The sequence below is a fragment of the Prochlorococcus sp. MIT 1304 genome (genome assembly GCF_047305015.1).
Lineage (GTDB): Bacteria > Cyanobacteriota > Cyanobacteriia > PCC-6307 > Cyanobiaceae > Prochlorococcus_A > Prochlorococcus_A marinus_E.
The window spans coordinates 586,040-605,485 of record NZ_CP138974.1; the positions used below are offsets into that span (position 1 = coordinate 586,040).

Below are 19,446 nucleotides of genomic sequence, written 5' to 3' on the forward strand. Positions count from 1 at the left end.
ATTTAGGTCTCTTTTATAAAGTTATCAGTCCATTCATACCCTTTCTTCTCAAGCTCTAGAGCAAGATCGCTCTCACCAGTTTTTATGATTTGTCCGTCTGACATAACATGGACATAATTTGGTTTAATCTCATCTAATAATCTTTGATAGTGGGTAATGAGTATAATTCCAGTTTGTGCATTAGATATTTTTTTAATTCCTGATGCCACTATTCTTAGAGCATCGATATCTAGACCAGAATCGGTCTCATCTAATATTGCTATCTTGGGCTCAAGTAAAGCCATTTGTAGAATCTCATTTCTTTTTTTTTCACCTCCGGAAAAGCCTTGATTTACACTCCTTGAAAGGAATGCCTGATCCATTTTCACAATTTCTAACTTTTCTTTAACTAATTCTTCAAAATCAAAAGTATCCAATTCTTCTTTGTTGAGGAATTTCCTTCTAGCATTAGTTGAAACTCTAAGAAATTCAAGATTACTAACACCTGGAATCTCAATTGGATATTGAAAACCAAGAAAAATTCCTGATTGAGATCTCGCTTCAGGTTCTAGAGAGTTGATGTTTTCGCCTAAAAATTTTATGTCGCCATTCGTAATATTATATGAGGGGTGTCCTGCAATGATTTTTGAAAGAGTACTTTTACCACATCCATTTCTCCCCATAATGGCATGGATTTCTCCAGGATAGACAGTAAGTGAAACCCCTTTTAAAATTGGAAGATTATCAGTAGATGCAGAGAGATTTTTAACTTCTAAAATTGGATCTGATTCATTCATTTTACTTTGCATTTCAGTTTAGAAATTAATTAACCTACTGATCCCTCAAGTTTAAGTGCCAGTAACTTATCTGCTTCAGCAGCAAATTCCATAGGTAATTGATTAAATACATCTCTGCAAAAACCGCTGACCATCATAGATACTGCCTCCTCAAATTCTATACCTCTGCTTTGGAGATAAAAAAGTTGCTCTTCTGAAATTCTGCATGTACTTGCTTCATGCTCAATTTCAGAATTGGGTTGTTGAGATTTGATGTAAGGGAATGTATTTGCAGAAGCTTGATCCCCTATTAACATTGAATCACATTGACTGTAATTTCTTGATCCTGTAGCTTTTGTTCCCATTTTGACAAGACCTCTATAGCTATTTTTTGAGTTACCTGCACTAATACCTTTGCTAACAATAGTTGATTTGGTCTTAGGACCAATATGGATCATTTTTGTACCGGTATCTGCTTGCTGAAGATTATTGGTGAGAGCAACTGAATAAAATTCCCCTACAGATTCTTCTCCTAAAAGAAGACAGCTAGGATATTTCCATGTAATTGCAGACCCTGTTTCAACTTGAGACCAGCTAATTTTACTTCTCTTACCTAAACATTTTCCTCTCTTGGTGACAAAGTTAAAAATTCCGCCAATACCTTCTTCATCACCAGCATACCAATTTTGCACTGTTGAATATTTTATTGAGGCATCGTCTAATGCTATAAGCTCTACAACTGCTGCATGCAGGGTATTTGTATCAAACATCGGAGCCGTACAACCTTCTAGATAACTTACAGAACTTGATTCTTCAGCAATGATTAGTGTTCTTTCGAATTGTCCCGAATCTCCACTATTAATTCTGAAGTAGGAAGATAGATCCATAGGGCAGGTAACACCTTTTGGGATATAAACAAAAGAACCATCACTAAAAACTGCAGAATTTAGTGCTGCAAAATAATTATCACTAGCTGGAACAACTGTACCTAAATATTTTTCAATCAAATCCGCGTGATTTTTTACTGCTTCACTAATTGAGCAAAATATAACTCCATGCTCAGCAAGTTCTTCTCTAAAAGTTGTTGCTATGGAAACACTATCAAAGACAGCATCTACTGCTACATTTGTGAGTTTTTTTTGCTCCGTGAGGGGTATTCCTAATTTGTCAAAAGTCTCAAGAAGTTTGGGATCAACTTCATCTAAGCTAGAAATTTTTTCTTTTTGCTTAGGAGCAGAGTAATAAATAATATCTTGATAATCAATTTTTTCATATCCTAATGCTGCCCAATCAGGCTCTTTCATTTTTTGCCATTTTTTAAAGGCTTTTAATCTAAAATCGAGAAGAAATCTTGGCTCTTCTTTTTTCTGTGAAATTAATTTTATAATATCTTCATTTAAACCTTTTTCTATTTTTTCAGTTTCAATATCAGTAACGAACCCATATTTGTAAGTTTCGTTTACTACATCTTTAACTAAATTTTCGTTGACCATGTTATCCAAAAATAACTTATTACAATTAGCTTTATATACTTTAACGAAAGATATCCCCAATATTGAGTTTTTTCCCTTTATTAAAACTAAAAATTAATGTCTAATCATCTTGATCCCTTGTCTAACCCATTAAACATAGAAACTATTCAAGAAATTGATAATCTTGATCTACCTACAATGCAAAAACATCATTTAAGAATTCTTGCTCATTGCCTTCAGATTTTAAAAAGTATCAATTTAGATAATAGTTTGGAATATCAAAATAAAAATCCCCTGAGAGAATGGTGTGATAACCAGTCCAAAAAATTTGATGATAAAAAATTTAGTGATCTTTTTTATGAGCAGCTTGAATCAACTTCGAAAAAATTAAATACTTTTTCAAAAAAAATAGGTAAAAGTATTGAGGATTTAGAGATAGATGATTTGGTACTTCTAGTTGAGCAACGCTGAATTCCCTTTTATTAACTGATCCCGAAGAAAAAATATATTTTTGTTGAGTCGTTAACAAATTTAGGTAATAAAATTTAAAAAAAAAGAAAATTAATTTACATTTCAAAAAGATCTGAAAATTAATTAATTTCATTGATACCAAGTGTTTTGAAGATAAATATCAATTTTGAGAATTTTTTAGTAGTCAGAGGATCCTGACGACAGGCCAAAAAGACACACAATTCCTAAAAAAAAAGAACATACTGATCCCAAACAAAAATGGAGAATTTAAAGTGACTGATGGGATCATGAATAAAGATCAATTACTATCACTAACCCTCAGACAATTACGTCAAGAAGCAAGTAAATTATCGGTTCCGCTGTACAGTCGCAAAACAAAAGCTGTTTTAGTTGATCTAATCCTTAAATATCAAAAAAAATCTACAAATAAAACATACACATCACCTCTTGATTCAATATCTGAAGAAACTTATGAGTCCAATGCCTCTAACATTAGCGAAGAAGTTAAAACAAATGTAGTTTTCTTACCCCGAGACCCAGATTGGGCTTATGTTTTTTGGCAAATTTCAGATTCAGATAGAGAAAAAGCCCAATCTTTAGGAGCTAATAAATTATGTTTACGATTATTTGATGCATCTGGTTCTGGAGGAAACAATTTGAATCAAGGAACACTAAGGGAGATAGCAGTTGATAGTTATAGTACCGAGTGGTATTTGCCAATCCCCCTTGCAGATAGAGATTATAAAGTTGAATTGGGTTACAAATATGGTTTTAACTGGATGTCATTGGCATTTTCTTCGATAAGCCATGTTCCTGGGTCTCATCCTTCTGAGCAAATTCTTGATAAATTTGTACCTTTTAATTTAGATTCTACTTCTGAGTCAATCCCAGATATTTCTAATCCTATTGTTTCAGAACAAAATGGTATGCATGAGAGGTTATATCAAGCAGCAACAAACATTCCTCTCAGAAGAAAAGTTGGCTCTGAAGAATTTATGGAAAATGTAAATTCAACAAACCTCAATGATAATCTTACAGATTCAGGTGCTGGTAAATGGTCATCAGGTTTAAATGATTCAGGAAGCGGAATTGTTAAAAATAGATCTTTTTGGCTCGTTGCTGATGCTGAATTAATTGTTTATGGAGCTACAGAGCCTTCTGCAAAACTGACAATAGGTGGAGAAGATGTACCTCTTGCTGCAGACGGTACTTTTAGAATTCAAGTTCCATTTAGAGACGGCACTCAAAAATATGATATTAAAGCTGTTGATGTATCTGGTGAACAAGAAAAAAGTATATCAATGAAATTTGATAGAACTACACCACTTGACGATACTAATGAAAAAGATAATGCTGAGACTGAATGGTTTTAATAAATTAAATTAATGTTGAAAAAAATTGTAGCTTTTACTCCATTGTTTGGTGCATTAACGTTTCCAATAATAGTTCCAATTACAATTTCTAAATTTGGTGTTAACTATGGAATTCTTAGTGCATTATTAATTTCTTCATTATGGTTTATCGCTATGTTAAGAACTTCCGAAATGCCTCATTAATTTAGTTAGATTTTTGGAAGTTTCTTAAAAATATGAATCAAGTTAGTGTAATTAATATTAATTCTCCTTTTCTAGATCAAAAACCAGGTACCTCTGGATTAAGAAAAAGTACTTTAAAGTTTCAGGAAGAACATTATCTAGAAGTTTTTATTGAAGCAATCTTACAATCATTAGAAGATTTAAAAGATTCAACATTAGTAGTTGGTGGTGATGGCAGATATGGCAATATTGAAGCAATAGAAAAAATTGTCCAAATATGTATTGCTCATAAAGTTCAAAAGGTTATTGTTCCAAAATTCGGTTTATTATCCACTCCTGCGACATCACATTTAATTAGAAAAGAAAACGCTATTGGTGGAATTATTCTTTCTGCAAGCCATAATCCTGGTGGGATTGATGGCGATTTCGGAGTAAAATTGAATATCTCTAATGGTGGCCCAGCTCCTGAGATAATTACTAATAAGATTTTCAAAGCTTCACAATTATTAACTAGTTATAAAATTTGTAAAATTCAATTACCCGATTTTTGTCAATATGGGACTTATCTTTACGACGAAACTACCTTAGAAATTATTGATGGATTAACAGATTATTCTAATTTGATGGAGAAAATTTTTGATTTTGATCAAATTAGTGATTTTTTAAAAAAAGACTACTCTTTAATCTTTGATGCAATGAATGCAGTTACAGGACCATATGCAAAAAATATTTTTGTTGAAAAAATGGGTCTTGCGCCTGATTGTGTCATGAATGGTAACCCGTTAAAAGATTTTGGAGGTTTACATCCTGATCCTAATCTTACTTACGCATCCCACTTGGCTGATTTGTTATTAAATAAAAAATCTTATAGTTTTGGTGCTGCATGCGATGGAGACGGAGACAGGAATATGATTTTAGGAAGCGGATGTTTTGTAAATCCTAGTGATAGCCTTGCAGTCATTACTGCTAACACAAAATGTGTCCCTGGTTATAAAGATGGTATTACAGGTGTGGCACGATCCATGCCAACCAGCTCAGCGGTTGATAATGTGGCTCGAGCATTAAACATACCTTGTTTCGAGACACCTACTGGCTGGAAGTTTTTTGGAAATCTATTAGATTCTAATTTAATTACTTTATGTGGAGAAGAAAGTTTCGGAACAGGTAGTAATCATGTGAGAGAGAAAGATGGACTATGGGCAGTTTTGTATTGGTTACAAGTTTTAGCTGAGAAAAAATGTTCGGTAAGTGATTTGATGCATAATCATTGGACGCAATTTGGTAGGAATTATTATTCAAGACATGATTATGAGGCAATTCCCTCAAATATTGCTCATCAAATCTTTGGTAATTTGACTTCTATGCTCGAAAATTTAAAAGGAAATAGTTTTGCTGGCCATTTAGTTAAAGTTGCAGATAACTTTTCCTATATAGATCCCGTTGATAATTCCATAAGTGAAAATCAAGGTCTAAGACTGGTTCTTGATGATAATTCTCGAGTAATTGTTCGCCTTTCTGGAACTGGAACTAAAGGTGCAACATTAAGACTGTACTTTGAGAAATTTTTCGATCCACAACAGAATCTTTCGTTAAATCCTCAGATCGCTTTGAAACCTCTAATAAATGATTTAGATGCTTTATTGAACATTTCAAAACTTACTCAAATGGAAACTCCTACAGTAATTACATAGAATTGAAAGTAATGATTTTTTGATTTTATTTATATGCATTCAGAAAATTTATTTACTAATTATTCTCAAATAGAAAACAATGCACCTTTGGCAGATAAATTAAGACCAAAGAATTTGGAAGATTTTTTTGGTCAACAACCAATCCTAAATGAGAATTCGCTTTTAAGAAGTGCAATACTAAACGATAAGATTAGTAATTTTATTTTTTCTGGCCCTCCTGGTGTTGGAAAAACTACTCTAATTGAAATTATTTCTTTTAATACGCGGTCAAAATTAATTAAGTTAAATGCAGTATTATCGAGTGTTAAAGAATTAAGAAGTGAAATTGCCAATGCAAAAGATAGATTAATCAATTCAAAAAGAAAAACAATTTTATTTATCGATGAGGTTCATAGATTTACAGCTGTTCAGCAAGATGCTTTATTACCTTCAATAGAAAATGGAACTATAACTTTTATTGGTGCTACAACTGAAAACCCTTTCTTTGCTGTTAATAAAGCGCTTGTTAGCAGGTCTAGTATTTTTACATTACTTCCTTTGGCAGAAAATGATTTGCAGAAAATAATAGAAAAAGTCATTACTCACTATTCAAAACAAAAAGATTCAAAAAAGGTTTATTTAACTCAAGATGCTATAAGTCATTTAATTAAATTTTCTAGTGGAGATGCCAGAACATTAATCAATGCGCTAGAGATGGCCATAGAAACAACTGCTGCAAATGATGCTAAAGAAATCCATATTAATCTCTCAATAGCAGAGGATGCATTGCAAAAGAAAAATATTGTTTACGATAAGAATGGTCAAAATCATTACGATGTAATAAGTGCCTTTATCAAGTCCATAAGAGGTTCTGATCCAGATGCAACTTTATTCTGGCTTGCGAATATGCTTGAGGCTGGTGAAGATCCTAATTTTATTTTTAGAAGACTACTCATATCTGCAAGTGAAGATATTGGAATAGCTGATCCTAATGCCATAGTAGTTGTACAATCCTGTTCTGATGCTTTTGATAGAGTTGGTTTTCCAGAAGGATTATATTTCTTAACGCAGGCTTCTTTGTTTTTATCTATATCTCCAAAAAGTAATAGTGCGAAAAGTATTTTTAAAGCAATTGAAACAATTAAATGCACCAATGCTTTTGATGTTCCTCTTCATTTAAAAAATAATTCTAATAGTTATGTCAATCCTCATAATTATCCAGGTAATTGGGTAGAACAAGAATATCTTCCTAAATCTTTAAGAGGTTTAAAAATATGGGAACCAAATAATAATGGATGGGAGAAAACTAAATATGAAGAACTGCTTAGAAGAAAAGAAAACTAAAAATTCTTCGAACAACAAATAATCTCAGGATTAAAAGAAGTTTTTTCTTCGTAGGCTAAAGCGATAGTCCAATAATGGAAGTTAATCTGTGAATAATTTAAATGTATGTTTTTTTTGTTATGAATTAACTCTTTTGGCTTTTCAAAAAATTGCCAATGGTTAATGTCTTCAGCTAATTTTCCGTGATCCCATTTTATAGCCGCTTCAACAGCACACCATTGATTTAATATCATATTTTTTGTCAAATAATTACTATGGTTTGATTTATTGGTATGAAAAAAATATTTTTCTGCAAATTTTTTATGGTTAAAATCTCTATCTTTTCTCTCAATATCAATCCCAATTTTACTTTTGTGCCAGACTATAGTTATGGCATCTTTACAATGGCTTAAACTTATATTTCCCATGCCAGAGGGTAAAGTTGGAGGTTCTCCAGGTTGAGCATTAATTGGAATTTCTAGGGGATCTAAATCAAAAAGTGTTGAAAGTGACTGTCTTAAATAAGCTCTTGTCTCTAAAAAAATCTTTGATCTTGAACTTGTTAGGTTGTTTGCAGTTTTGATTTCTTCTACCGTTGCGACATCTTGCACACCTTTAATCTCATAAAACCAAATTTTTGGTATTTTATATTCATACTCATTTAATAATTTCAATGGCTCTTCAGGTTGGCGACAAAGCACCAGAATTTAAATTAAAAGATTCTTTCGAGAAAGAAGTTTCTCTTAGTGATTTTAAAGGTAAAAAAATAATACTATATTTTTATCCAAAAGATAATACTCCAGGATGTACTAAAGAGGCCTGTAATTTTAAAGAGAATTGGGACTTACTCCAAAAAAATAACATTGTTGTGCTTGGTATTAGTAAAGATAATGCCTCCTCTCATCAGAAGTTTATCGAAAAATTTAATTTACCTTTTATTCTTTTAACTGATCCTGAACCTTTTAAAGTTTCCTCTGATTACGATAGCTATGGACTTAAGAAATTTATGGGAAAAGAGTATATGGGAATGATGAGAAATACTTTTTTGATCGATACCGATGGTAACATCGAAAAAATTTACTTAAAGGTAAAAGCAGCAATAATGGCTGATCATATAATTGCAGACCTTGGGTTAAGCTAATTTTTTTACGGACAGGTGATGAATTATCATCCCTTCCATCACTAAATTAGGAGCATTGATAATATTTCCCTTCTGAGTCTTTAGAGATTTTGCAAGGAATTCAGAGTCTCCTCCACAAGTTATCAAGATATCCTTTAATGGATTAAATGAACATTTAATTACACCAGTAAGAGAATTGATTACTCCTTTTAAAATTGCCTCTTCTGTCTTAATCAAATAATCTTTAGAAGGGATTTCAAATTTTTTGGGTACTTTAAGTTTTTGTGTGTATTGTTCCATAGATTTTAATTGTGTTAGAAAACCTGGAATAAGTTGACCACCGAGAACCGATCCATTTGAATTTAATTTTGTTATAGATAATATTGTTCCAAAATCTGCAATTAGCAAATCCTTTTTTAAAGGGTTTTCAATAGTGTTTAGAGCTGCGAGACAAGCAAGAGCTCGATCAACTCCGAAATAATCAGGAAGATTTGATAATTGGATATCTTTAGTTTTTATTTCATTTTCTTCCTTCAGCAAAAAAATTGGCAGTTTTCCTACAGAAGCCCAAATTAATTGATCAAGATCTATATTTTCGGGAACTTTTTGCTCTTTTTTGGTATGGAAGAATTTAGATTGATTTTTAGAATATTTTGCCCAATGAAGCCTACTATTGCCTACTAATAAAAAATTTATATCTGAGACCATTGTTCTATGATCAATTTAATTATTAGTGTGTATTCCACATTCTTGTTTAATCCCTCCAAATCTTGTATCTCTGCCCTTTGTTTCCATACCATCGGGACTGCTTGAATGCCAATCTCCTACAGAAGAATAACCTTTGATAAAAAGTGGATGGGCAGGTAAATTATTCTCTTCCATATAATAAAAAATATCTTTATTTGTCCAATTTAATAAAGGTCTTAAAGAGAGTCTTTGACGAATTACGTCTATGAATTTCATTTTGTTTCTAGTTTCTGTTTGGCCTGCTCTAACTCCGCTTGCCCAGCAATAAATACTATATTTTTCTAGACCATTTTCTAGAGGTTTTATCTTTCTTAATTCATGATACTTGTCTAAATCACTCACTTTATTTGTTTCCCAAAGTTTTCCGTATTTGGCCTCCATTCTTGCTGGAGATAATTCACTTTGCAGAACTTCAACTTTTAAGGATAAACGATCAATAAGATTTTCAGCGTAATGGTATGTTTCTGTAGGTAGGTAACCTGTATCTATCCAAAATATTTTGATTTTTTTTTGTAGAGATAATTTGCTGACCATATGTAAAAGGACTGATGACTGTATACCAAAACTTGTTGTAATAGCAAATTGATCATCAAACTTTTCATAACCCCATGTAAGAATTTCTTGAGGCTTCATATTTACAAGCTCTTGATTATATTTCATCAAGTTAGTTTGAATATTTTTGTGGATTTTTTCAATCATTCTTCAGTTTGATTATGAGTTTAATTTTATTTCGCTCAATTTAAAAATTATTCGTATAGTTTAATAATACATTTACGCATAACAATATTTCTCTAATGAAATCAATACAAAAACCAATAGTAATAGTTGGAGCAGGTTTTGCAGGCATGACATTTGCTTTGAGTTTAAAAAATCTTTATCCCTCTTTACCGATTCTTGTGGTTGATTCTGAACCTAACTTCATATTTAAACCTTTAATGTATGAAGTTTTAAGCAAAGAAATAAGAAGTTGGGAAGCCACCCCAAAATTTGCAAATATTTTTTCTGATGCTGGTATAACTTTTTTAAGAAATTGTTTAACCAAGATTTCCTTCAAAGATAGTATTCTTGAATTTAGTGACGAATTAAAATTAAGTTATCAGTATCTCGTTATCTGTACAGGATCTATTCCAAATAGTTTTTTTATAAAAGGTGTAGATGAAAATTGTTATTTTTTTAATGATGTTCACGATTTAAATAAATTAAATTCTTTTTTAAAAGAATCACAAGATACTGCGTCGCATAAAAAGTTATTCATAGTGGGAGGTGGTCCCTCTGGCATCGAGTTGGCATGCAAAATTAAAGATATATATACAGACCAATTTGAAATTAATGTAATAGAAAAATCAAATGAAATCCTAAATAAAAACAAAATTTTTAATAGAGAACAATCAGAGAAGGCATTAGAAAAAAGAAAAATCAATGTTATTTTGAATTCCACAGTTAAAGAAGTCTCAGAAACTAAGATTAGTATTTCTAGTGAGGTTGGAATAACTTCCTTGGATAAAGATATTGTTATTTGGACAGCAGGAGTTAAACCTAATTTGTCTTTCTTAGAAACGGATCAAATAACAAAAAAATTTGGACGAATTTTAGTCAATAATAATTTGCAAATAGAAAACCATAAAAACTGTTTTGCTATTGGTGATATTTCAGTTATTGAAGGAATGGAGGATTTACCCATAACTGCTCAGGTCGCTATGCAGGAAGGAAATCATCTTGCTAATAATTTTGAACTTTTAATTCAAGGAAAAGATTCGTTACCCTTTGAATTTCAAGACAATGGTGAAATGATTAGCTTAGGAATAGGCGAAGCTTCAATTTCTGGACTAGGGGTTACTTTATCTGGGAAATTGGCTTTTGAGGCAAGAAGGCTTATATATGCTTCAAAATTGCCTGATATTACAGAAAGCTTAAAATCTGCATCTTCATGGATATTCGAAAAAAAATCTATTTTTAAAAAGTTTCTTAAAAAAGATTATTCAAATTAAACTTTTTTGAAATATTGTTTTTGGGTATATTGAGTTAAATAAGTTTTGTATGAATTTAATTGCAGTAATTAGTAATAATTTTGATGCGTTTATAACGGTAGTTGTTTTAATAATGTCGATAATTTTGTTTATTAGAAATACTATTGCACCTGAATTGACTGGTTTGTTATGTGTCGGAATATTTATATCTACTGGGGTTCTTTCTCCTGAAAAAGCTTTAGCTGGATTTGGTAGCCCTTCCTTAATTACCCTTATGGGTTTATTTGCAGTTTCCTCAGCATTATTTAAAAGTGGTGCCTTAGACAGAGTAAGAGAATTGATTTCTTCTGAGAGTATTCGAACTCCAAGAAAATTAATTTCTTTAATAGCTTTTTTGATTGCTCCTATATCTGGAATTGTACCTAATACTCCAGTAGTAGCATCATTGTTACCTTTAATTGAAAGTTGGTGCGAGCGAAGAAATATATCTCCTTCAAAAGTTTTATTACCTCTTTCTTTTGCTACTTTACTAGGTGGAACTCTGACATTATTAGGTAGCTCAGTAAATCTTCTTGTAAGTGATATTAGCCAACAATTAGGTTATGGAGGTTTGGAATTATTTAGTTTGACTTCAATTGGAATTCCTGTGTGGCTTATAGGTACAACCTATATGATTCTATTTTCTGAGATGCTTTTGCCAGATAGAGGGAGAGATAAGGAGTTTATTAAAAATGGAGATATGAACATCTATTTTACCGAAGTTACTATTCCCTCTACTTCAGAATTAGTTGGACAATCTGTCAGAAATAGTAGATTGCAAAGACGATTTGACGTTGATGTTCTGGAATTGCAACGAAATGGAAAAGTTATTCTTCCTCCTTTGGCAGATAGAAAGATTGAACCGGATGATAGATTAATAATCCGCGTTACAAGGGCAGACTTATTTAGGCTGCAGCAGGAACATACTATTCTGTTAGGAGAAAATAAAACATCTTTTGATGGGGCTAATGTTTTCTCAGATGATGAAGGTACTAAGACCTTTGAAGCCTTGTTACCAGCTGGTTCAACTTTAGCCGGTGCAAGTTTGAGAGAATTAAGATTTAGGCAGCGTCACAATGCAACAGTTTTAGCATTAAGAAGAGGTCAACAAACTGTTCAGGAGAGATTAGGTCAAGCTGTTTTGAGGGCTGGAGATGTTTTATTATTGCAAGCACCGCTAGATTCAATAAGAGGTCTGCAAGCTAGTAATGATTTGCTTATTTTAGATCAATTCGAAGATGATTTACCTTTTTTGATAAAAAAACCTATATCGATTGCAATTGCAATAGGAATGGTGGTTTTGCCTTCGATTTCTAATATTCCATTAGTAGGTTCAGTTCTTTTGGCAGTGATTGCAATGGTTGCTAGTGGATGTTTAAGACCTGCAGAGATAAAAAAATCAATTAGGTTAGACGTCATTTTATTGCTGGGATCTTTATCGTGTTTTAGTGTAGCTATGCAGATAACTGGATTAGCAGATGTAATTGCAGTTAATCTAAACTTTGTCCTAAACGGAATGCCTCTTTATTTTGCACTAGTCGTAATTTTTGTATCTACAGTTATTCTGACGCAATTTATAAGTAATGCTGCTTCGGTTGCTTTGATTTTGCCTGTTGCTATTGAATTCTCAAGTGTTTTAGAAATCTCACCAACCGCTTTAATAATGCTTGTTTTATTTGGTGCAAGTCAATCTTTCTTGACTCCAATGGGTTATCAAACAAATTTAATGGTTTATGGTCCTGGAAGATATAGATTTTTTGATATCGCAAAATACGGAGCCGGATTAACGCTTATAATGTCATTTACTGTTCCAGCATTGATAATTTTAAATTACGGGTAATATAGTGAAACTCACAAGTAAGGTTTATAAGTTAAAAGATGCTTACAAAAAGCTATCTGTACCTCAATTTACTATTGTTACGGGCTTGTTTATTATTTGCCTTGGAACTTTAATTTTGAGCTCTCCATTATGTTCATCTTCAAAGGTTGGTTTGTGGGAAGCATTTTTTACATCTACTTCTGCAATAACCGTTACAGGCTTAACCATAATAGATATTGGTGTTGATTTAAATTTTTTTGGTCAAGTTTTCTTAGCTTTTATGCTTTTATCAGGTGGTTTAGGATTAATGGCCATTACAACATTTTTACAAGGGTTTGTTGTTAAGGGCACAAAGCTAAGAACTAGATTAGACAAAGGAAAGACTTTAGATGAATTTGGAGTTGGAGGCATTGGTCGAACTTTTCAAAGCATTGCTATTACTGCGATTAGTATCATATCCTTTGGCGCAATTATCTTATATTCTTTCGGATTTGTAGATATTCAAAATAATTGGGAAAGACTATGGTCCTCGATTTTTCACAGCATTTCTGCATACAACAATGCAGGTTTTTCGTTAATGTCAAATAGTCTTCAAGATTATAGAACAAATTATTTGGTGAATATTGTTTTTGTTTTTCTCATTGTTATGGGTGGATTGGGTTGGCGGGTTATTGATGATATTTGGAGTCATAAAAAAAATCTTTCTTATAAGAAATTAAGCCTTCATTCCAGACTAGTTATTAGGACAAGTTTGTCTCTAATATTGTTCGGATCATTAGGATTCTTTATCACTGAATCATTGCTAAATAGTCAATTTTTTAATGATTTAAATTTGTTTGAACGGTTGATTTCATCTATCTTCGAAACAGTTAGTGCTAGAACTGCAGGCTTTACAAATTTTCCGATTTCTTTGAACTCTATCTCAGATACTGGCCTCTTATTACTAATGACGCTTATGTTTATTGGAGCAAGTACAGGAGGTACTGGTGGAGGCATAAAAACAACTACATTTATTGCCTTAATGGCTGCAACTAGATCAACTTTAAGAGGTCAGAAAGATGTAATTATTAGCAATAGATTAATTTCAGATAAAGTGATCCTAAAGGCAGTTGGAATCACAGTTGGATCTTTGCTTTTTGTTCTTTTAATGGCAATGTTGCTTAGTACAACTAATACTTTTGTTAAAAAAGAATCATTCACTTTCCTAGAAATTCTGTTCACTTGCATATCTGCATTTGCAACAGTTGGTTTTGATATTGGTTTAACCGCAAAATTAAATCATTTTGGTCAATTTATTCTTATTGTGGGTATGTTTGTTGGCAGACTTGGGATCCTTTTGCTTTTAAGTGCACTTTGGCAGGCTCTTTATAAGAGTAGAATAGATAGACAAAAGAGAATTGGCTATCCTAGGGCTGATCTATATGTTTAGAATTGACTGATTTTTATTATGGCTGATTGGTGGCAGTGGTCTCAAAAGAGAGAAAATGAAGCACTCACTTTTGCAGTTGTCGGCGTTGGAAGATTTGGAACCGCAGTTTGCAGAGAACTTATTAGTAATGGTGCTGATGTTTTGGCTGCAGATTATTCGGAAAAAGCTATTGATGATTTAAGGCAATTAGAACCATCCATAGAAGCGAGAGTTGTAGATTGTACTGATGAAGAGTCTATGAAGGAATCGGGAATTCTCGAAATGAATACTGTTGTAGTGGGTATTAGTGAACCTATTGAAGCAAGTATAACTACAACTCTTATAGCTAAGGATAGTGAAGGTAGCAAAGTGAAAAGAGTAATAGCAAGAGCTACCAGTGACTTGCACGAAAAAATGTTAAAAAGAGTAGGTGCAGATAAAGTTGTTTTCCCATCCAGGATGCAAGGAGAAAGATTAGGTTTAGAACTAGTAAGACCAAACCTAATCGAAAGATTGGAACTAGATAATCAAACTGGTATAGATGAAATAACTGTTCCAGAGGAATTTATTGGAAGATCTTTAAGAGATTTAAATTTGAGGAAAAATTATCTAGTAAATGTTCTTGCTGCAGGACCTGCTGAAGAGTTAACAGTTAATCCTCCAGCAAAATATATTTTGGAAAGAGGAAATATTTTAGTAGTCATGGGTAAAACTGTAGATTTACAGAAATTGCCTCAAAATTAATAATTTTTAATCAGATTTTTTATAGTATCTAATCCTTTGAGGAGCTCTTTTTAATCTTCTGACGCTTTGTTTTTCAAGTTCATCTCTAAATTTATCAGTATTTAAATTATTTTCTGAAACAGGTGATTTACTTTCTTTTTCGAAATATTTTTTTATACCCTCTTGTATTAAAACTTTTGCCATATTACTTACTGTCCTAGATTCATTATCGGCCAAAATAGTTAATTGCTCACATATTAATTCTGGAAGAACTACTTGAATTCTGGGGGATTTAGGCTTCCCATTAGTTGAGTTTTGGCGGGTAGCCATGAGTCAAAGTTGATAACTGTTACTTATTAGTATACACAGTTAGTCAAGGATACTATCTTTGTGTATATTATTAGTAAGGAAATTTATGTCCGTATCAATTAATTGTTTTATTGTCCCATGAAAAATTCAAGAAAAATTGATTCTCCTAAAAGGTCGATAATTGATAAACCGAAAAAAAGATTAGTCAATTCTGATTCTTACGATAATGAAAATAGTGACGTTTTGGTATCAGCCGTAATTAGTCCATATTTGTTAACTCATCTTCACCATATTCTTCAGCAGTCTGAGTATTATGCCCAAAAAGATGGTAGAAAATCTCACGCAGCTAACTTTGCGAAACTAAGAAAAGTTTTATGTTTAGACGCAAGAAGTATGGCAGATGCCTCTGCAAAAGAGATACAAGATGTGGATAATGATTTATCTAATAATAAATTTAATGAACAAAATGTAGCTTGAAGTAATAATCTATTAATAAATAGATTTTAAAAACATGACAAGTAATGCTGAAAAGCTCTATAAGTTAATAGCCAACGATTCCAAAAAGAAACAAAGTCTGTTTATGACAGCCTTAACTAATCCCAAAAAAGCCTTAGATAAAATATGTGATATTGGCAATGAGTTAAATATTTCTGTGACTAAAGAGGAGGTTATTGAATATTTGAGTACAATTGATGATGAGGCAACTAAAATGTGGTTAATCAAGGCTCGAGGAGGTCTTTAGGAAAAGGTTTCGAATAATTATTATTTGGATTAGAAATAGGTTTTATTCTTTTGTTGTAGCCACCTCCACCAGCCAAAGTCCAAAAAAACCAATAACTTGGAATTGCAAGAGCAGCAGCTATGAAAATCACTACAATTTGTTCTATTCTTTTCATGATTTAATTTTATTCCACAAAATATTTTTTAGTAAATAAGCCACAGATTTTGTAAATTCTATTTTTAAAACAGTGATTAGATTTGAAGGTGTAAGCAAAATTTATTCTACAGATGTTGTTTTAAAAAATATTAGTTGGGAGATTAAGAAAGGAGAAAAAGTTGGCTTAGTTGGTTCTAATGGTGCAGGTAAATCAACTCAATTTAAGATTTTAATTGGAGAGGAAGAGCAAACAAGTGGAACGATTATCAAAGAGGGAAATCCTAAAATTGCTCATTTAAAGCAAGAGTTTGATTGTAATTTGAATTTTTCAGTGAGACAGGAATTAGAAAGTTCTTTTAAAGATATACAAATTGTTGCCATTAAACTTTTAGAAATTGAGCATAAAATGAAATCGTTGGATATAAAAAAAAATTCTGATGAACTTGAAATATTAGTAAATCAACTCGCAAAATATCAGGCAAAATTTGAAGCTTTAGGTGGTTATAACATGCAATCTGATGTAGAAAAAATATTACCAAAATTAGGCTTTTCTATGGAGGATGCTGATAAATTAGTTGGCAATTTCTCAGGTGGTTGGCAGATGAAAGTTGCACTTGGAAAAATAATATTACAGAAACCTGATTTACTTTTACTGGATGAACCAACCAATCATTTAGATTTAGAAACTATTTTTTGGTTGGAGGAATATTTATCATCGCTTAAAATTGCAGTTATGATTATTAGCCATGATAGATATTTCTTAGATAAATTATGTAAAAAAACAATTTTTGTAGAAAGGGGAACATGTGAAACGTATAATGGGAACTATTCTTTTTTTGTCGAACAGAAATCTTTGAATGAAGAATCACAAAATAAGGCATATCAATTACAACAAAAAGAAATTGAGTTACAGAAGAGGTATATAGATAGATTTAGAGCTAGTGCAACTAGAAGTTCTCAAGCAAAAAGTAGAGAAAAACAATTAAAAAAGATTTCTAAAATTGAGGCTCCCATAGCAAAATCAAAAAGTCCTGTTTTTAATTTTCCAGAGTGCCCTCGCTCAGGAAAATTAGTTCTGAATATCAAAAATTTGTCTCATAGTTTCGAGGATAAAATTCTTTTTTTAGATATTAATTTAAAGATTTCTTCTGGGGAGAAAATAGCTATATTGGGACCTAATGGCTGCGGCAAATCTACATTGCTTAAAATCATTATGAAAAAAATATCTCCTGAAATTGGAGATATTAATCTTGGTAAACATAATATAATTACTAGCTATTATGAACAGAATCAAGCTGAAGCACTTTCCCTTGACGAAAGGGTTATTGATTTAATATGTAGTAAATCTCCAGAATGGTCCCAAAAAAAAGTTAGAACATTTTTAGGGGGTTTTGGCTTTCAAAATGAATCTGTTTTTAAATATATTAAACAACTCAGTGGGGGAGAAAAGGCAAGATTAGCATTGGCGCTCATGATTATTAATCCTAGTAATTTCCTTCTTTTGGACGAACCAACTAATCATTTGGATCTTCAATCTAAGGAAAACTTAGAATTAGCAATTAAAAATTATAAAGGTTCACTATTAATCATTTCTCATGATAGGTATTTTATTTCAAAGGTTGCAAATAGAATTATTGAAATTAAAGATTCAAAGTTATTTTCATATGATGGTAATTACGAATATTTTTTAGAAAAAACTCAAAGCCAAAAAATTTGATTATTTTTAAATAAATTTACAATTGGCTAAGTAAGATCACTCATTTATCTTTACATAGTTTACTGTCCTTGATTATTGTTGAAAATACAAAAATTGGTTTTGACAACTTAAATGAAAAATTACGATTTCCAAGAAAAACATTTTCAAATTTCTGATCCTATTGAAAGTTATTTTGAATGCATAACTTCCTGCGATATGAGGGATGGTAGATGTATTTCTAGATGTGTGGAAATACTCAAACGGAATGACAATTAAATTTTTTAGTTATTTTGTAGATTAGTAATATCAGTTGGTATTACTTTTAATTTAATAAATTTATTTTTACGCTTCAATAATATATTTACTTGTTTTTTGATACCATTTTTACTAATTTGTTCTATTACGTCTGATGCTGTTTCAATATCTTTATTTCCTATTTTAATTAAAATATCATCTATCTTGATTCCACTTTTTTCAGCTGGACTGTTTGGTACTACATATCCAACTTTTACAACCTTATTTTTTCTCTCAGAAATACTTTCTTCTATTAGGCTAATTCCAATCATAGGATGTATTACTTTCCCATTTTGTAAAAGTTGATAGGCAATTTCCTTAGCTTTATTAATTGGGATTGCAAAACTCAAACCCGCTCCTGGACCTGATCTTATCAACGTATTAATACCAATTACTTCACCATCGCTATTCAACAGTGGACCTCCAGAATTGCCAGGATTAATAGCAGCGTCTGTTTGTATCAGTTCAAGTTTTTTATCATATATTCCTAATTGATTTACGTTTCTATTTAGATTACTAATAATACCAAGAGTAACTGTGTTTTCCAGTCCGAATGGATTTCCAACTGCTATAGCCCAATCACCAACTTTAATCTTTGCAGAATCGCCCAATTTTGCTTTTGGCCAAGGCCCTTTCCCTTCAATCTTTAACACAGCTAAATCAGTAAAAGAGTCTTGACCTATCAGTTGGGCGTTTAATTTTTTGCCGTTGGTTAAACCAACAATTACCTTATCTGATCCATTCACTACATGAGCATTGGTCATGACAAGTCCATCTGCAAATATAAATCCACTGCCTTGGTTTTGCTCTATCCTTGGTCGGTTTTCGTTAGGCAAATCTAATCCAAAAAATCTTTCAAAATATGGGTCTATAAATAGTTGAGAATTTCTTGGAAATTTTCTTTTTTTAACATATCTTTGAGTATCAATTGTCACCACAGCTGCACCGGTTCTCTCTACAGCTTTTGTTATGAAAGATTTGTTTGAAAATAAACTAACTTCATTAATGTTTGATTTGCTTAATGGTTGGGATATTACTTTTGCAGGATATGTAATGCCTATTGGAATTAATGAGACGATTACTAATAGCTTATGGATGTATCTTTTCAATTTTGATTTTCTTGTGTTTTTTCAGAGATTAAATCCACCATACTAGTGTAATTTAAATATAACTAGTAATTTAATTAATTGAATCTAGAGAATAATTTAGTGACTTAAAATA

General features: G+C 31.7%; 22 protein-coding genes. 14 read left to right on the forward strand and 8 right to left on the reverse strand.

Going from position 1 to position 19,446, the window contains the following annotated elements:
* Positions 1-2 precede the first annotated feature (2 nt).
* The gene (sufC, locus tag SIB45_RS03155) at positions 3-788 is read right to left on the reverse strand and encodes a Fe-S cluster assembly ATPase SufC (protein WP_011862111.1); all 786 of its coding nucleotides are present in this window, start codon (positions 786-788) and stop codon (positions 3-5) included.
* Positions 789-805: 17 nt separating this feature from the next.
* The gene (gene sufB, locus SIB45_RS03160) at positions 806-2,248 is read right to left on the reverse strand and encodes a Fe-S cluster assembly protein SufB (protein ID WP_041484649.1); all 1,443 of its coding nucleotides are present in this window, start codon (positions 2,246-2,248) and stop codon (positions 806-808) included.
* A gap of 96 nt (positions 2,249-2,344) precedes the next feature.
* On the opposite strand from sufB, the gene SIB45_RS03165 reads away from it, so the two are divergent.
* From SIB45_RS03165 to SIB45_RS03185, 5 genes are all read left to right on the forward strand, one after another.
* A complete protein-coding gene (locus SIB45_RS03165) occupies positions 2,345-2,698 on the forward strand; it encodes a hypothetical protein (protein ID WP_011862113.1) in 354 nt (117 codons plus the stop codon).
* 272 nt (positions 2,699-2,970) lie between these two features.
* Positions 2,971-4,071 (forward strand): DUF4912 domain-containing protein, encoded by a 1,101-nt coding sequence (locus SIB45_RS03170; RefSeq protein WP_080513426.1) that lies wholly within the window; start codon positions 2,971-2,973, stop codon positions 4,069-4,071.
* A gap of 12 nt (positions 4,072-4,083) precedes the next feature.
* Positions 4,084-4,254, forward strand: coding sequence for a hypothetical protein (locus SIB45_RS03175; protein WP_011862115.1), 171 nt, complete (start codon positions 4,084-4,086; stop codon positions 4,252-4,254).
* Positions 4,255-4,286: 32 nt separating this feature from the next.
* Positions 4,287-5,924 (forward strand): alpha-D-glucose phosphate-specific phosphoglucomutase, encoded by a 1,638-nt coding sequence (locus SIB45_RS03180; RefSeq protein ID WP_011862116.1) that lies wholly within the window; start codon positions 4,287-4,289, stop codon positions 5,922-5,924.
* A 33-nt stretch (positions 5,925-5,957) separates the two neighbouring features.
* Complete coding sequence (locus SIB45_RS03185) at positions 5,958-7,247, forward strand: AAA family ATPase (protein ID WP_011862117.1); 1,290 nt, start codon at positions 5,958-5,960, stop codon at positions 7,245-7,247.
* Here SIB45_RS03185 and SIB45_RS03190 read toward each other — a convergent pair.
* On the reverse strand, positions 7,244-7,900 hold the full coding sequence (locus SIB45_RS03190) for a 4'-phosphopantetheinyl transferase family protein (protein ID WP_041484650.1): 657 nt from the start codon (positions 7,898-7,900) through the stop codon (positions 7,244-7,246). The genes SIB45_RS03185 and SIB45_RS03190 overlap by 4 nt on opposite strands.
* On the opposite strand from SIB45_RS03190, the gene bcp reads away from it, so the two are divergent.
* Positions 7,900-8,367: a thioredoxin-dependent thiol peroxidase gene (gene bcp / locus SIB45_RS03195; RefSeq protein ID WP_011862119.1), complete on the forward strand. Its 468-nt coding sequence runs from the start codon at positions 7,900-7,902 to the stop codon at positions 8,365-8,367. The genes SIB45_RS03190 and bcp overlap by 1 nt on opposite strands.
* Here the strand turns inward: bcp and SIB45_RS03200 are convergent.
* Both SIB45_RS03200 and SIB45_RS03205 read right to left on the reverse strand, forming a co-directional pair.
* Positions 8,359-9,054, reverse strand: coding sequence for a type III pantothenate kinase (locus SIB45_RS03200; protein WP_011862120.1), 696 nt, complete (start codon positions 9,052-9,054; stop codon positions 8,359-8,361). The two genes, bcp and SIB45_RS03200, sit on opposite strands and share 9 nt — an antisense overlap.
* Before the next feature lie 15 nt (positions 9,055-9,069).
* On the reverse strand, positions 9,070-9,792 hold the full coding sequence (locus tag SIB45_RS03205) for a phosphoadenylyl-sulfate reductase (protein WP_011862121.1): 723 nt from the start codon (positions 9,790-9,792) through the stop codon (positions 9,070-9,072).
* A gap of 95 nt (positions 9,793-9,887) precedes the next feature.
* Here SIB45_RS03205 and SIB45_RS03210 point away from each other — a divergent pair, with 95 nt between their 5' ends.
* The 4 genes from SIB45_RS03210 to SIB45_RS03225 are packed head-to-tail and all read left to right on the forward strand — an operon-like array spanning position 9,888 to position 15,070.
* Entirely contained in the window at positions 9,888-11,081 is a 1,194-nt protein-coding gene (locus SIB45_RS03210) for an NAD(P)/FAD-dependent oxidoreductase (protein ID WP_011862122.1), read from the forward strand.
* Between the two features lie 49 nt (positions 11,082-11,130).
* Complete coding sequence (locus SIB45_RS03215; RefSeq protein WP_011862123.1) at positions 11,131-12,939, forward strand: SLC13 family permease; 1,809 nt, start codon at positions 11,131-11,133, stop codon at positions 12,937-12,939.
* A gap of 4 nt (positions 12,940-12,943) precedes the next feature.
* On the forward strand, positions 12,944-14,347 hold the full coding sequence (locus SIB45_RS03220; RefSeq protein WP_011862124.1) for a potassium transporter TrkG: 1,404 nt from the start codon (positions 12,944-12,946) through the stop codon (positions 14,345-14,347).
* Positions 14,348-14,365: 18 nt separating this feature from the next.
* A complete protein-coding gene (locus SIB45_RS03225) occupies positions 14,366-15,070 on the forward strand; it encodes a potassium channel family protein (RefSeq protein ID WP_011862125.1) in 705 nt (234 codons plus the stop codon).
* Between the two features lie 6 nt (positions 15,071-15,076).
* Here the strand turns inward: SIB45_RS03225 and SIB45_RS03230 are convergent, their stop codons facing one another.
* Positions 15,077-15,379, reverse strand: a complete 303-nt coding sequence (locus SIB45_RS03230; protein ID WP_011862126.1) for a ribbon-helix-helix domain-containing protein — start codon at positions 15,377-15,379, stop codon at positions 15,077-15,079.
* A 117-nt stretch (positions 15,380-15,496) separates the two neighbouring features.
* Here SIB45_RS03230 and SIB45_RS03235 point away from each other — a divergent pair, with 117 nt between their 5' ends.
* Both SIB45_RS03235 and SIB45_RS03240 read left to right on the forward strand, forming a co-directional pair.
* Positions 15,497-15,835, forward strand: a complete 339-nt coding sequence (locus tag SIB45_RS03235) for a hypothetical protein (protein WP_011862127.1) — start codon at positions 15,497-15,499, stop codon at positions 15,833-15,835.
* 34 nt (positions 15,836-15,869) lie between these two features.
* Positions 15,870-16,100 carry a hypothetical protein gene (locus SIB45_RS03240; RefSeq protein ID WP_011862128.1) on the forward strand — a complete coding sequence of 77 codons (231 nt, stop codon included), beginning with the start codon at positions 15,870-15,872 and terminating at the stop codon, positions 16,098-16,100.
* Here SIB45_RS03240 and SIB45_RS03245 read toward each other — a convergent pair.
* Positions 16,078-16,254: a hypothetical protein gene (locus tag SIB45_RS03245; RefSeq protein WP_011862129.1), complete on the reverse strand. Its 177-nt coding sequence runs from the start codon at positions 16,252-16,254 to the stop codon at positions 16,078-16,080. The genes SIB45_RS03240 and SIB45_RS03245 overlap by 23 nt on opposite strands.
* Before the next feature lie 72 nt (positions 16,255-16,326).
* Between SIB45_RS03245 and SIB45_RS03250 the strand changes: the two genes are divergently transcribed.
* A complete protein-coding gene (locus SIB45_RS03250; protein ID WP_011862130.1) occupies positions 16,327-17,952 on the forward strand; it encodes an ABC-F family ATP-binding cassette domain-containing protein in 1,626 nt (541 codons plus the stop codon).
* Between the two features lie 111 nt (positions 17,953-18,063).
* On the forward strand, positions 18,064-18,207 hold the full coding sequence (locus SIB45_RS03255) for a hypothetical protein (protein ID WP_011862131.1): 144 nt from the start codon (positions 18,064-18,066) through the stop codon (positions 18,205-18,207).
* Between the two features lie 5 nt (positions 18,208-18,212).
* On the opposite strand, the gene SIB45_RS03260 is transcribed toward SIB45_RS03255, so the two are convergent.
* Positions 18,213-19,334, reverse strand: a complete 1,122-nt coding sequence (locus tag SIB45_RS03260; RefSeq protein ID WP_011862132.1) for a trypsin-like peptidase domain-containing protein — start codon at positions 19,332-19,334, stop codon at positions 18,213-18,215.
* Positions 19,335-19,446: the final 112 nt, after the last annotated feature.